The sequence below is a fragment of the Croceitalea dokdonensis DOKDO 023 genome, assembly GCF_001306415.1.
GTDB lineage: Bacteria > Bacteroidota > Bacteroidia > Flavobacteriales > Flavobacteriaceae > Croceitalea > Croceitalea dokdonensis.
Genome location: NZ_LDJX01000002.1, coordinates 529,766 through 543,355 on the forward strand (window position 1 = coordinate 529,766; position 13,590 = coordinate 543,355).

Here is a 13,590-nt window from a genome sequence, read left to right on the forward strand (position 1 = left end):
TTGTTTTCATAAGTAAGACACCAGTGTTTTTACAAAGTCACTTTTGGGCACAAAAAAACCGTTACCTGCTCTTATAAAAAGCTTAGATAACGGTTTTATTTATTGAATTTCAATACCTTACGGCTGATGAGATTTTTTTAGTAAATCGTTGACTGTTTTAACGGGATTAAAGGTCACTAAGGGTACTTCCACGAAAATAGTGTTCCAAAATGCCATGGCCCCGTTCCAAAGACCAGGCAGTTCCAAAGCTTTTAAGGATTTACCCTCTTTTGTTTTTTCCGTGATAAAACCTTGTTTGCTGTCCACAAACTCCAATAAATTATATTTTTCCCCTTTATGGTTGCGAACGGCACATACCAAATCTACCGGGTTAAAGTGCGTGGAGTTCTTTAAAATGGATTGCTGTTCCGCATTCTCCATGTCTATTTGGGCAGATTCTATGATCTGCAAGGAAACCTTGTCCTGCGAATTCCTGATATAGAAAGGACCACCTCCAGGTTCACCTTCGTTTTTAACCATTCCGCAGACACGTATGGGTCTGTTCAGTAGATTTTGTAACTGCGAGATACGATCATTATGGTTTAGACCATCAAAATCCGTGGAAAAACTGGCATTCAACTCATTTTCCAAAAAGCTTTTGACCACATTCACTTCATTTTCCGTAATACTGGCAGACTCTAACTTTGTTGCATATTCAAAAGCCTTTGCCTGTACCTTTAATAAGAGGCCAGCCAACATTTTTTTGCTGTTGGCCACCGCAGGCAGGTTGTCATCCACCACTACATTATCAATATTCTTGATAAAAATGATATCTGCGTCTTGATCGTTCAGGTTTTCTATAAGGGCACCATGGCCGCCAGGCCTAAACAATAACGTACCATCATTATTTTTAAAAGGGGAATTGTCCATATTCACCGCAATGGTGTCTGTAGATGGCTTTTGGTTGGAGTATGAAATATGAAAATTGGTATGGGTACTTTCTCCTATTTTTGGAACCGTTCTTTGTGCTTCGGCCTTGAACATGGCATCATGTTGTTCAGAAATGGTAAAGTGCAACTTTGCGTCACCACCGCTCTTGGCATACAGTGCCGCTTCCTTTAAATGCTCTTCAAAAGGGGTGGCGGCACCATTGGCATAATTATGGAAGGGAAGCAATCCTTTTGGGAAAAACCCATAGTTAAGCCCCGCCTCAGTTAGCATCTCCGTTACAAACATATGCGCTTTTTCTCCCTCAGTCTTAAATTGACCTCCGATTCTTTCCATTATTTGCTGGTAGAATGGTAAATTTTGTAGGCCGGCAACAAATTGTTGTACTGCGCTGTCACCGGTGCGCTCACAGTAGGCCTGTAATGTCTCCGTAGATGGATCATAGGCGTCCATAAAATTGAACATGGCTTTGAACATACGGGAAGCCGCGCCAGAGGCAGGAATAAATTTTAAAAGTGATACATGTTCACGGTTCAACTCAAAATGCTCAATCAAGTCTTGCTGTTCTTGCTCGGTAAACTTAGAGATTCCTCTGCCTACTACTGCAGCTTTTTCAAGATTTACAAAGGGAATTCCTGCCTTAAATGTTTCTATCTGATGCAGCACCTTTTCCTTTGGGATTCCTTTGGATGCAAGCTGTTCCATATCTTGTTTGGTCAAATCCATATTCATTCTTCTTAACTTATCTATCTGTTCTACGGCTTTTCTAAAGCGTGTTTGCTTATCTCCGCTTAAAGTAATAAAATTCTTATGATATTTCTCAAGGGCTTCTTTGAAATATGCGAACATCTTTTGGCGTTCATTTGGCTTGTCCCGCAGATCGTCTGCCTCCCAGGGAATATCAATATTGGTCAACAAATACAGGTCATAGGTGTTCTGTAGCGCATATTTTTCTAAAATAGGATCGCAATGTCCAACATAATAAGCCTCTGAATATACCTTGGTCTCCAATAGATCCGTATCACAGATCAACAACTCATGGGCCGTTTGGCCCAGTTTGTTTTCCAGTTGAATTTGCCCTACAGCTATGGGCAGCAGATCCTGGGGTTCACAGGTTTTTTGGCAGGCATCCCACTTCTTCTGCAAATATTCGCGGGCATATTCTGGCACCCAGTGCGTTTTGTAATGTGCAGCCAACTGTTGGGCCAATGTGGTCTTCCCAGTGGATTCCGGACCAAAGAGTACTATTTTAATAAGGTCTGAGGGCTCTTGTCTAAGTTTTTCTTCCATGCTTGGTAGCCATAAAAGGCAATTACGGTAAACAATACATATTGGACGGATGAAAACACCAATCCTTTATAAAGATACAGCGGTACGGATATGATATCCCCTATAATCCAGAAAACCCAATTCTCCAATTTCTTTTTGGCCATGAGCCACATGCCCACAAAAAAGATGGCGGTGGTAAACGTGTCTATATAAGAGGTCCAAGAATTAAACTTACCAAAACCCAAATAGACCGCAACCACCAGTGCCATACTCGCCAAAAACAGGAGTACTGCCCGTTTATTTTCCGTAGCGTCCATTTTAGTGATGGGTATAAAATGGTTAGCGTCTACCTTACGTGTCCAAAAGTACCATCCGTAAATGCTCATCATAAAATAATAGGCATTAATGAGCATATCGCCCAAGAGGCCATAAACCCACAAAATATATACAAAAATTGCGGTGCTTATGATACCTGTGGGATACACCAAAATATTCTCCCGTTTTGAAAACCAAACGCTCAAAAAACCAAAAAACACCGCAATGGTCTCCAAAGCTATCAAGTGGGTTGGCACCCCATCGTATTGTGAAAACAGCCAATGTCCTACATCAGTATAAGACCAAAGGGTATGGAAAGCATGTTCCGTGTTTAACTGCACCACAAACGACAAAGCATCAATAAGCGCTATCATCCTGTCAAAAATGAGGCTCATACCCACTGCGGTCAGATTTTACTATTTTCATGTACAACAATCCTTTGTCCATAAGGGCAAACGCCGTTTCAATCTCTGTGTTCAAAACGGCCATTACCTGTTTATACTCCCCAAAAACCTGGGTACTCAACGGGTTTTCCAAGATGGCAAGTCCGGACTCCCGTAATTTTTTAATAAAGTTGATGATGTGTTGTTCAAAATCGTCCTGTAAGGGAGAAAACGTAAGTTCTACTGATATTTCCATATGCTGTTGGCTTTGGGTCCTTGGTTCTTAAATTGGTCTTTTATTGTTTCTCGTTTCTTATTTTTTCGTTTCTTCTTTCAGCTGCTTTCTAATATTGCTCACCTGCACCAGTCGCGTACAGTTTGTGTTACTTTCCAAGCGCGTACACGCAAGTGAACCCTTCAAATTCCAGAAAAAAAATGGTATAGCTGGTCTTTTGTCCTTGGTAGTGTATGTCTGCCTCCGTACTTCCATCTTCAAAGACAAAATCCTGTACATCAATATGCTTTAAGAAGCTTAAACCAGGTTGTGCATATATTTTGTAGAGCGATTCCTTTGCTCCCCAGACAATGGTGAGCTTTCTTATGATTGCCTCTGTATTTGCCAAGGTTCTATACGCTGCCAAGGGGGTAAATTTATGGGCAATGCGTAAAATTTTGTCGCGCTGTTTTTCAATATCTACCCCAACCTCTTGAGCACTGCTTACGATGATTGCGGTAAACTCATTGGAATGGGTAATGGAAATATGCCTTCCATCGTACAAAAATGGCTTTCCATGATCATTATAATACACATCCTTATCCTCAAAACCAGCGGCATGGAATAAATGCCGTATACTTAAAAACGCCCTGCGGTGGAGTGCAGATTTCATGGCAAAAAGCCGCTCTTGGCAGTGCTTGGTGAGTATTACCCCTGTATTAAGCCATGCTTCTGCCTCAGTGACTTGCCAAATGTAAAGCACTGTGGTTTTGGATACTGTTATGGTTTTGTAAATTGGCACGCCCGAAAGTTATGTAATTTGTACCTTTGCACTTCAAAATTGCTAGAAATAAATAAAAAAACATGAGCGTTAAAACCATTCCGTTTGTACCATTTAAGGTGAAAGATATTGCCCTGGCAGACTGGGGAAGAAAAGAAATAGAACTTGCAGAAGCAGAAATGCCGGGTTTAATGGCCCTAAGGGAAGAGTACAAAAAGGAACAACCTTTAAAGGGTGCCAGAATTGCGGGATGCCTGCATATGACCATACAGACTGCGGTATTGATAGAGACCTTGGTAGATTTGGGCGCGGATGTCACCTGGAGCTCCTGTAATATCTTCTCTACCCAAGACCATGCTGCCGCTGCCATTGCCGCTGCGGGAATACCTGTGTACGCTTGGAAAGGCATGAACGAAGAAGAATTTGATTGGTGTATAGAACAGACGTTGTTCTTTGGTGAGGACAGACAACCGTTAAATATGATTTTGGATGATGGAGGAGATTTGACCAATATGGTGCTGGACCAATATCCTGAATTGGCCGCTGGAATCAAAGGCCTATCTGAAGAAACCACTACCGGGGTGCACCGTTTGTACGAACGTGTAAAAAATGGGACGCTTCCCATGCCGGCCATCAATGTAAACGATTCTGTGACCAAATCTAAATTTGACAATAAATATGGCTGTAAAGAAAGTGCGGTAGACGCCATAAGAAGAGCTACTGACACCATGCTTGCCGGAAAACGGGTAACCGTATGTGGGTATGGAGACGTAGGTAAGGGAACGGCTGCTTCGTTTAGGGGTGCGGGTGCCATTGTAACGGTTACGGAGATTGATCCCATCTGTGCGCTCCAAGCATGTATGGATGGTTTTGAGGTGAAAAAATTAGAAACCGTCGTGGGCAATGCGGATATCGTAATTACCACCACAGGAAACAAAGATATCATTCGTGAAGAGCATTTTAGGGCATTAAAGGACAAAGCAATCGTCTGTAATATCGGGCATTTTGATAACGAGATCGATATGGCTTGGTTGAATGGGGAATATGGCCACACCAAAGATGAGATCAAACCTCAGGTAGACAAGTATACCATAGAAGGCAAGGATGTGATAATTTTGGCCGAAGGCCGATTGGTGAACCTTGGCTGTGCTACAGGTCACCCTAGTTTTGTGATGAGCAACTCCTTTACCAACCAAACCTTGGCACAGATAGAGCTTTGGAAAAACAGTGCCAACTATGAAAATGAGGTGTACATGCTGCCCAAGCATTTAGATGAAAAAGTGGCTAAACTGCACCTAGCGCGCTTAGGTGCTGAATTGACCGAATTAAAGCCAGACCAAGCCCAATATATTGGCGTAACCGTTGAAGGTCCTTACAAACCGGAATATTACCGGTACTAAACCCAAAACATTAAAAACATAGACCCTTGGCAAACGTCAGGGGTTTATTTTTTAACCGATATTTGCCACAACAATCCATTAGGTATGCACATTATTCTCACTGGTGCCACGGGAACATTGGGTTCCCAGGTTCTTTTTTCCTTATTGGAAACCCGGTTTAGCGAAATTGAACAACTGGTATTGATTGTAAGGAAAAAGCAACGAATAAGCCCAATAAATAGGGTTAAAAACATGCTGGAAAGCCCTATGGCACCACTTTTCATCAAAGAAAACCTAGCGGCCGTACACCATAAGCTAATGGTAGTAGATGCAGATCAGGTGCTACAGCCCCAAAACTTTCTACGGACAAACATCCCCTATTATCTTATCCATTCTGCCGGATACGTTAACCTTTCCATTGACCCCAACAGTAGGGAGGAAATCTTTAGGGAAAACCTGACCTTTACCCAACATATTTTTAAAGCGTACACCCCTTACCTTAGAAAATTTATCTATATAAGCACGGCCTTCTCCGCGGGCAAGTTAGAGGGTCTTTTAAACGATGATTATGTGGGGCTGGAACAACAAGAGTATCGTAATTTCTACGAAGCGTCCAAACACGCTGCCGAAAAGTTCTTGGTAAGCGCTGGAAAGTCCTCGCATATAGACGTTCAGGTATTAAGGCCAAGTGTATTGGGCGGAAACATTTTGGACAAACCCACGTTCTTTATCTCCAAATACATGGTGTTCTACCTATTTGCCAAATTTTTTCACCGTAGCAACTCCAAGGATTCCGTGCGCATTCAGGCCAATGCAGATAGCAAGCTCAATATTATTCCCACAGATTACGCTGCCAAGGTCATCACCAAAGTTTTTGATACTGCCGTGGAACAGCTCAATATTGTCAATTCCAAAGGCACTGAAATCTTTACCGGAATCTCCAAGATTTTGGAAACCGTTAATTTTAAAAATTTTAACCTCACCCAAGAGTTGTTGGAGACCGCCACAGAATTTGAAAGTACACTGGAACGGTTTTACTATGAAACCATTGGGATTCACTTAACCCCTTACCTAACCGCCAAACCATACGAATGGGATACCACCCTCTTGGAAAGTATTTTACCCATACCCCAGTATAACTTGGAAGACTATCTCGTAAACACCATAGAATACGCTAAAATCAACGGGTTTCGCAATCAGCGTTGGTGAGACAGTCTGGCAAAACTTTCTTCAGGTCATAGAAATAGAAGTTCTTTTCATCGTTCATTGCCACGAACAACCCAGATGAAAAGGTATCGTTTAAAGGCACAGTGACCACCTCACAGCCATCAGTCTCCATTGTGGAAAGATTAACGGCCTTTAGGAACTCGTTGGACTCTCTGGAGAAAATATTGAATTCCCCTTTTTGTTGATTGGAAACGATGATGTGTCCTTTTCCATTATTGTAAGTTGCTATGGCAATACCTTCGATATCTTCAAGGAAGTATTCTCCCCCAAAACAGGATACTTCACTATTGCCCATGCTAGGCTCTGCATAATATTTTCGAATACAAACCCCCTCGTCTGCATAGTAGACCCATCCAAGTGCGTCATCCACCGCAATAGCTTCAATTTCTTTTTGGCCACTAAAGGTGCCAAACGTACGAACCAGTTGCGCCTTAACCCCAACGCTGTCAGACCTAAGTGCATATTGATGAATGTAATCTGTTTGCGGTCCACTTTTACGGCCTACGATGGCATATACGGTACTATCCTTTGGCGATTTATAAAGACTGATACCCATGGGCAGGTCATGACCTGTGGCAGTCGCATCTTGAAAAACCGGAAAACCCCCACCATCCAGTGCCTTCATATCAGGTACTGAAAACAGCCGTATTTGCTTTCTTTCCCGTTCCGTGAAAACCAAAATATCAGTGGTAGTGGAATCATTCAATTGAAACCCATATTCAATATCGACATTATTTGGTCTTTTGATATTCCGAATGGTCTTATCGCCAATAATTTTGCCGTTTAAATCAAACGCATAAATTGCCCCGTTGGTTTCTTTATCCGTGCCAAAAACGATACTCTGTGCAGGGTTTTTGGCATTCACCCAGATGGCTGGGTCATCCGTATCATTTACGGTAGATTCAGTCACCACCTCAGGAGGAATCGGAGGTAGCTTGCTGCGATGGCAAGAAAACAATAAGCTTGACGCTACAAAAATCAATACGAAATATCTCATGGTAATCAAATGAAAACAAAACCGCCTTTTGTCACAAAAGGACGGTCTTGAACGTTAAACGGACTCAAACTTATTTTCTAAACAAATCGTACTTCAGGCCAAAAGTAAGTCGTAAACCATAATATTCCGCTTGTTGCGTACGCTCACTAACCCCTTGAAAAAATCGCAAGGGCTGGTCGGTAATGTTATTAAGGTCGGCATAAATCCGTAGCTTGTTATTGATGGCGTAACTTGAATTGAAATCAAGAAAAAACTGTTGATCGTAGTACCTATCCTCAAAGGCATTACCGCCAAGTTCGTCAATGTAAGCATCTGAAAAATTGGCCGACAATCTGGCACTGAACCGCTTGCCCGCGTAACCTAAGGAAGCGTTGAACATATTTGGCGCTGTGTTTGGCAGTGCCAAATCATCGGCACGTTCATCTCCATCTTCATTTCTGATACCATTGGCGGTTGAGGTCAAGAAGGTATAGTTCAAAAAGACGCTAAAATTCCTCGCAAATCCCGGTAAAAAATCAAGCTGTCTTTGAAAAGAAAACTCCGCCCCGAATATAGAGGCATCGTCACCGTTCAATGGTTGAAATACATCAAAGCCTGCGGTGCCGGGTGCAAAAGAATCATCAGGGGCCTCAGAAATAAAGGTGTAAATAAAATCGTTGATTCGCTTGTAAAACAGCCCACCCGATACGAGGCCAATGCTCTCAAGATAATGTTCACCCATCACATCAAAGTTCATTGATGTTGTTGGGTCTAATTGTGCGTTTCCTAAGATAATCTCGTCGTCGGCATTTACAATTTCTGCCCTTGGAATCAAATCTTCATAATTAGGCCTGGCCAAGGTGTTGGTCCATGCAAAACGAAGAATCGTTCTATCCGTGATATCATACTTGAAGTGCACTCCAGGCAGCACATTGGTGTACGAGGTTTCATCACTCACCTCTTCAACGACCACATCATCCTCGCCAAAATTTAAGCTAAAGCCTTCAGATTGTAGTTGGGTATTTTCTACGCGCACCCCGGCCAAAACACTTAGCTTATCAGACAGTTTTTGATTGAACATCAGGTATGCAGCTAGCACATCTTCGCGTATGTCAAAATTTCCGGGCAAAAACTCCTCTAACACAGGTTCACCATTATTTTCGTTCAAATCTAGGCCGCCCAACCAGCTTGGGGATGGATAGAACCCAGCGGCATATTGGCTACCCGCCAAAAAATTGGGGTCGGTCGAATCTATGGTTGGAATACCATCCATTGCTGGAAAGGTATCTTCCAAATCGTATTCAAAGAAATCATTTTCTCGAAATTTGCCCTTAAACCTGCCCCGGGCACCAAATTGTATGGTACCATCTTCTTGACCGAACAAGTTTGCTGGCAACTCAACATTGAGGAAGATATTGATATCCTCTTCATCGGTAAATTGGGTCTCATTGGTGATCTCATCAAATTCAAAGGAACCTAAATCGTTGGTGTTTGCTGGATTTTCAGCCGTCATGATAGGAAACCTTGGGTTGCTATTGTCATTATTAACAATGTACTCCGCCGTATATTGGGCATACCGCTCATCCAAGCGTTCTTCGGATGCGATGGCATAAGAAGCCAGCCAATCAACCTTCGCCTTGCCCCACAAGTGATCGCCCCCTAAGGTGTAATTCTGCATCCGTTGGTCTTCCAAGCGGGTATTTTGATTCCGATTGTTATCGATTCCCGCTTTGGTTTCGCGCGCTATCTCAGCCGGAAAACGGGTGGGCCGACCATCGGTAATCGTAAAATCACCCTCTTGAATATCTTCTGCGTCCAACACCTCTTGGGCAAGCACATATCTGTTTTCACGGTCATCCCGCCAATTGTACATTGTTTTTAGGTAAATGGAGTTGTTGGCATCAAATTGATAATCAAAATTGGCAGAAAAACTGCGTCTAACCCGCTGCACCAAATACGTACGCTGTTCAAAGACATCGGTATATGGATCAACATCCAAATCTTCTTCCTCCCCGGCGGCATTGGTGAACGAAAATTCGTCGTTCCACTCCGCTTCAATGTTGTCAGAGCCAAAATCATTGTCTTGTACCACTGCCCCCAACATCCATCCAAATTTTCCATCTTTTGTGCGATCACCCAATAAAAACGAGGCATTAAGGTTCCTTCTATCGGTTATAAAATTGATTCCCGAACCTAGGTTGGCCGAAAGTCGAAATCCCTGCGGGGCCGTTCTGGTCACCAAATTAACCGATCCACCAAGGGCATCAGCATCCATATCTGGGGTAACGGCCTTGTTCACCTCGATGGTTTGGATCATATCTGACGGAATCAAGTCCATCTGAATGTTTCGGTTATCGCCTTCAGCAGACGGTATTCGACTGCCGTTCAAGGTAACTGAATTCAATTGCGGTGAAAGCCCTCTAATGATGACGTTACGGGCCTCACCTTGATCTACCTGCATGGTAATACCGGGAATTCGCTTTACCGCATCGCCAATATTGGCATCAGGAAACTTTCCGATTTGGTCCGTGGATACCACATTGGTAATATTTAAATTGGTACGTTGGGTATTTAATGCCTTTGCTTGGCCACTTAATCCCTGTGCTGCTACCTCCACCTCGTCTAGCTGGTAATTAGAAGGCGAGAGTTCAATAACAATACTTGTGGTTTGGCCTTCTGTCACGGAAACTTCTTGGGCAACGTTTCCATAACCAATGTAGGTAATTTCCAGTGTATACTTGCCTTCTGGTACGCCCACCAAAGAGAAGCGACCATCAAAATTAGATATCGTTCCCCGGTTTAAGCTTTTAATAAAAACATTGGCTCCCGAAACATAAATTCCGTTTTCATCAGATATGGTACCTTGAACATTTCCTGCCTGCGCAAAGATGTAGAAAGGGCTAAACAGGATAAAACATCGAATTAAAAATTTCATTTTCTAGTGGTTGAATTAGTTTCCACAAAGAAATTTGATGTTTTTCAGAAAGGCTGTTTCTAAATTTTTAAGATAAATTTAAGTTTGTTTGTTTTTTAATGCTATTTAATAGGGAGTTAACTTTTAGATAACAAAAAACCCCCACCGAGGAAGGTGAGGGTTTTATTTTGTTAGGATGAAGGGCTTTGTTAAGCCTGAAACGGCTCAATGGAAACATATGATTTTCCACCGGCTTTCTTTTCAAACTTTACCAAGCCATCTACCCTTGCATGCAAAGTATGATCTTTACCCGCATAAACATTCTCTCCTGGGTTGTGTTTGGTTCCGCGCTGTCTAACGATGATGTTACCAGCAATTGCGGCTTGGCCACCAAAAATCTTTACCCCTAAACGTTTAGATTCTGATTCCCTACCGTTCTTGGAACTACCTACACCTTTTTTATGTGCCATTTTTCTACGGTTTTATTGTTTTATGATTAATGGTGCAGCTTATGCCTTACCACCGTCTAATTCGTCTTGCCATTTTTTAAGCTCGTCCCATTTACCATCGGCAGCCATTTGTGCTTGCTGTGGCCAAGTATCGGTAACATGGTTGCCACGCACCTCCGCAATGATTTCCGAAATCTTTTCCGGAGTTGCTTTTGCTAATGCTGCAAAGGTAGTGATACCTGCATCGGCTAAAGTAGAAGCTATTTTTGGTCCAATACCCTCTATCTTTTTTAAATCATCTGCCTTTGCCTTAGCTGGGGCTTTGTTTGGCGTTGGGGCCGCTTTTGGAGCCGCTTCCTTTTTGGGAGCAGCTGCCTTTGCTTTTGCAGGGGCTGCCTTCTTGGCGCCTTTAGCTACAATGCTTTCTACCACAATCTCTGTTAAAGATTGTCTGTGGCCATTTTTTTTACGGTATCCTTTTCTCCTTTTCTTATGGAAAACGATAACCTTGTCACCCCTTAGGTGTTTTACGACTTTGGCCTCTACGGCCGCTCCGTCTATGACTGGGGCGCCTACAGTAACGTTGCCGTTATCGTCCAAAAGAAAAACCTTGTCAAATGTGACTTTTTTCCCTTCCTCGGTCTGTAAACGGTGAACGTACACTTTTTGGTCTTTTGCAACTTTAAACTGCTGCCCTGCCATCTCTACAATTGCGTACATAATTACATATTTGTTTTGTTCCATCGCCATTTTCTCAAATAGCGGGTGCAAATATACTGCTAAATCCCTAAACTACAAGTAATTTTAAACAATTGCAGGGCTATTTTTTTAAGTTATTGGAATCCTTAAATAGTTGCATAAAAGTTAAGGTAAGTACAATGGTAGTCGCAAATCCCATAATGGCCACCGTAAAAAAGACGATTCCTTGAAAATTGGAATAGGCGTTTGCCCATTTTTTAGATAGTTGGACCAAAAAATCAGGGTTCAGCTCCGTACTATAAATGGCAAAAAATATGGTAAATAACAAAGTAGCTACAAAACCCGTAATGACGCCATTGGTAAAACCCTTGGAATAGGTAAAGGAATCCGCTAACTGAATCTTAGTGTATTTTATGACTTCATAAATGGCAAAACCAGTAATTACCCCATTAAAAAGACTAAAGAAAATATTGGTGTGTTTATTGACCAAGGCCAATAAAAGGAAATACGCAATTAATCCACCTGTGGCGGCAATTCCAAATCTAAATGGCAACGTAATGTTTTTCATTTTTATCGATTTTTTTGTTCTCTCTTAAAATACACTTTTATTACATAAAATCTTGTTAAAGCGATAAGCCTTTTCCATCGCAGTATACAAATCTTTTATATTCGTGTAACAGATGTGTTAAAAACACTACTTATTGCCGTAAGATTAATTTAAACACTAAAGAACATGAAAAAATTGCTTGGCTTTATGAGCCTATTAATGGTCTCATCGGGCATTATTTTTGCCCAGGAAGTTGAATTTGAGGAATATAAACTGGACAACGGTATGCACGTTATCCTGCACCAGGACAATAATGTACCCGTGGTAACGGTTGCCGTTTCCTATCATGTCGGGTCCAAAAACGAAAATCCTGAAAAAACGGGATTTGCACATTTCTTTGAACATTTATTATTTGAGGGTACCAAAAACATTGAACGTGGTGAGTGGTTTAAACTGGTGTCATCCAACGGAGGCAGCAATAATGCCACCACTAATTATGATAGGACGTATTACTATGAAAACTTTCCTTCCAATAACCTAGAGTTGGGGCTTTGGATGGAATCTGAACGCTTAATGCACCCCATTATCAATCAAATTGGGGTAGACACCCAAAAAGAGGTGGTACAGGAAGAAAGAAGACTTCGTGTGGACAATCAACCCTATGGTAGATGGCAAGAGCAGATGTTCAAAAACCTGTTCAGCAAGCATCCGTATCGCTGGACGGTCATTGGCTCTTTAGAACACTTGGCCAGTGCTTCCTTGGAAGACTTCCAAAATTTTAACAAGAAATTCTATGTGCCCAACAACGCTGTTTTGGTGGTAGCGGGAGACTTTGAGAAAGGCGAGGCCAAGAGAATGATACAAGATTATTTTGGTCCCATTCCAAAAGGACCGGACGTAGTGCAGCCCACTTATGTGGAAGACCCCATCCAAGGCCCCATAAAAGTGCAATATGAAGATCCCAATATTCAAATACCATTGATTATGATGGGCTATCGTACTCCCGGACAGACAGAAAGGGATGCTTATGTTTTGGATATGATCTCTACCTATTTAAGTGATGGGAAAAGTTCCAAATTGTACAAAAAACTGGTGGACGAAAAGAAAATGGCACTACAGGTATTTGCCTTTAACGGTTCCCAAGAAGATTATGGAGCCTACATTGTTGGTGGCCTACCTGTTGGGGAAACCTCCCTTGAGGATATCATGAAGGAAATCGATGAAGAAATCCTGAAGCTACAAACGGAGCTGATTTCGGAAAACGACTATCAGAAACTCCAAAACAAGGCAGAGAATAATTTTGTGAATTCCAACAGCAGCATTGCCGGTATCGCAGGCTCCTTGGCCAATTATTATTTGCTTTATGACGACACCAACCTCATTAACACCCAGATTGATATTTACAGGAGCATCACCCGTGAAGAAATTCGTGATGTGGCTGCCAAGTACCTAAAAACCGATCAACGTGTGGAACTAGAATATTTACCAGAACAAAAAAACGCTAACTAAG

The 13,590-nt window shown here is 42.1% G+C and carries 12 protein-coding genes; 3 read left to right on the top strand and 9 right to left on the bottom strand.

The genetic code is table 11. The features are described 5' to 3' along the window. Window positions 1–117: 117 nt before the first annotated feature. From I595_RS05840 to I595_RS05855, 4 genes are all read right to left on the bottom strand, one after another. The gene (locus tag I595_RS05840) at window positions 118–2,217 is read right to left on the bottom strand and encodes a DUF4301 family protein (RefSeq protein WP_054558439.1); all 2,100 of its coding nucleotides are present in this window, start codon (window positions 2,215–2,217) and stop codon (window positions 118–120) included. Then, window positions 2,172–2,906, bottom strand: a complete 735-nt coding sequence (pnuC, locus tag I595_RS05845) for a nicotinamide riboside transporter PnuC (protein WP_245628232.1) — start codon at window positions 2,904–2,906, stop codon at window positions 2,172–2,174. Before pnuC ends, I595_RS05840 begins: the two co-directional genes overlap by 46 nt. Beyond that, a complete protein-coding gene (locus I595_RS05850) occupies window positions 2,890–3,150 on the bottom strand; it encodes a thiamine-binding protein (protein WP_054558440.1) in 261 nt (86 codons plus the stop codon). The genes pnuC and I595_RS05850 overlap by 17 nt, the downstream gene beginning before the upstream one ends. A 127-nt stretch (window positions 3,151–3,277) precedes the next feature. After that, entirely contained in the window at window positions 3,278–3,910 is a 633-nt protein-coding gene (locus tag I595_RS05855) for a 4'-phosphopantetheinyl transferase family protein (protein WP_054558441.1), read from the bottom strand. A 62-nt stretch (window positions 3,911–3,972) separates the two neighbouring features. Between I595_RS05855 and ahcY the strand changes: the two genes are divergently transcribed. Then, complete coding sequence (ahcY, locus tag I595_RS05860; protein ID WP_054558442.1) at window positions 3,973–5,289, top strand: adenosylhomocysteinase; 1,317 nt, start codon at window positions 3,973–3,975, stop codon at window positions 5,287–5,289. 84 nt (window positions 5,290–5,373) lie between these two features. Further along, window positions 5,374–6,477 carry an SDR family oxidoreductase gene (locus I595_RS05865; RefSeq protein ID WP_054558443.1) on the top strand — a complete coding sequence of 368 codons (1,104 nt, stop codon included), beginning with the start codon at window positions 5,374–5,376 and terminating at the stop codon, window positions 6,475–6,477. Here the strand turns inward: I595_RS05865 and I595_RS05870 are convergent. The 5 genes from I595_RS05870 to I595_RS05890 form a co-directional block, all read right to left on the bottom strand. Further along, entirely contained in the window at window positions 6,449–7,492 is a 1,044-nt protein-coding gene (locus I595_RS05870; protein WP_054558444.1) for a phytase, read from the bottom strand. The genes I595_RS05865 and I595_RS05870 overlap by 29 nt on opposite strands. Before the next feature lie 70 nt (window positions 7,493–7,562). Next, the gene (locus I595_RS05875) at window positions 7,563–10,406 is read right to left on the bottom strand and encodes a TonB-dependent receptor (protein ID WP_054558445.1); all 2,844 of its coding nucleotides are present in this window, start codon (window positions 10,404–10,406) and stop codon (window positions 7,563–7,565) included. 188 nt (window positions 10,407–10,594) lie between these two features. Continuing rightward, the gene (rpmA, locus tag I595_RS05880) at window positions 10,595–10,855 is read right to left on the bottom strand and encodes a 50S ribosomal protein L27 (protein ID WP_054558446.1); all 261 of its coding nucleotides are present in this window, start codon (window positions 10,853–10,855) and stop codon (window positions 10,595–10,597) included. A gap of 39 nt (window positions 10,856–10,894) precedes the next feature. Beyond that, window positions 10,895–11,554 (bottom strand): 50S ribosomal protein L21, encoded by a 660-nt coding sequence (gene rplU / locus I595_RS05885; protein ID WP_054558701.1) that lies wholly within the window; start codon window positions 11,552–11,554, stop codon window positions 10,895–10,897. Between the two features lie 100 nt (window positions 11,555–11,654). After that, window positions 11,655–12,101, bottom strand: coding sequence for a DUF4199 domain-containing protein (locus I595_RS05890; protein WP_054558447.1), 447 nt, complete (start codon window positions 12,099–12,101; stop codon window positions 11,655–11,657). 165 nt (window positions 12,102–12,266) lie between these two features. Here I595_RS05890 and I595_RS05895 point away from each other — a divergent pair, with 165 nt between their 5' ends. After that, window positions 12,267–13,589, top strand: a complete 1,323-nt coding sequence (locus I595_RS05895; RefSeq protein ID WP_054558448.1) for a M16 family metallopeptidase — start codon at window positions 12,267–12,269, stop codon at window positions 13,587–13,589. Window position 13,590: the final 1 nt, after the last annotated feature.

What these genes read in the sequence shown, in the direction of transcription:
- I595_RS05840 (WP_054558439.1), bottom strand. Translation starts at nt 2,217, where the DNA reads ATGGAAGAAAAACTTAGACAAGAGCCCTCAGACCTTATTAAAATAGTA.
- pnuC (WP_245628232.1), bottom strand. Translation starts at nt 2,906, where the DNA reads ATGAGCCTCATTTTTGACAGGATGATAGCGCTTATTGATGCTTTGTCG.
- I595_RS05850 (WP_054558440.1), bottom strand. Translation starts at nt 3,150, where the DNA reads ATGGAAATATCAGTAGAACTTACGTTTTCTCCCTTACAGGACGATTTT.
- ahcY (WP_054558442.1), top strand. Translation starts at nt 3,973, where the DNA reads ATGAGCGTTAAAACCATTCCGTTTGTACCATTTAAGGTGAAAGATATT.
- I595_RS05865 (WP_054558443.1), top strand. Translation starts at nt 5,374, where the DNA reads ATGCACATTATTCTCACTGGTGCCACGGGAACATTGGGTTCCCAGGTT.
- I595_RS05870 (WP_054558444.1), bottom strand. Translation starts at nt 7,492, where the DNA reads ATGAGATATTTCGTATTGATTTTTGTAGCGTCAAGCTTATTGTTTTCT.
- I595_RS05875 (WP_054558445.1), bottom strand. Translation starts at nt 10,406, where the DNA reads ATGAAATTTTTAATTCGATGTTTTATCCTGTTTAGCCCTTTCTACATC.
- rpmA (WP_054558446.1), bottom strand. Translation starts at nt 10,855, where the DNA reads ATGGCACATAAAAAAGGTGTAGGTAGTTCCAAGAACGGTAGGGAATCA.
- rplU (WP_054558701.1), bottom strand. Translation starts at nt 11,554, where the DNA reads ATGTACGCAATTGTAGAGATGGCAGGGCAGCAGTTTAAAGTTGCAAAA.
- I595_RS05890 (WP_054558447.1), bottom strand. Translation starts at nt 12,101, where the DNA reads ATGAAAAACATTACGTTGCCATTTAGATTTGGAATTGCCGCCACAGGT.
- I595_RS05895 (WP_054558448.1), top strand. Translation starts at nt 12,267, where the DNA reads ATGAAAAAATTGCTTGGCTTTATGAGCCTATTAATGGTCTCATCGGGC.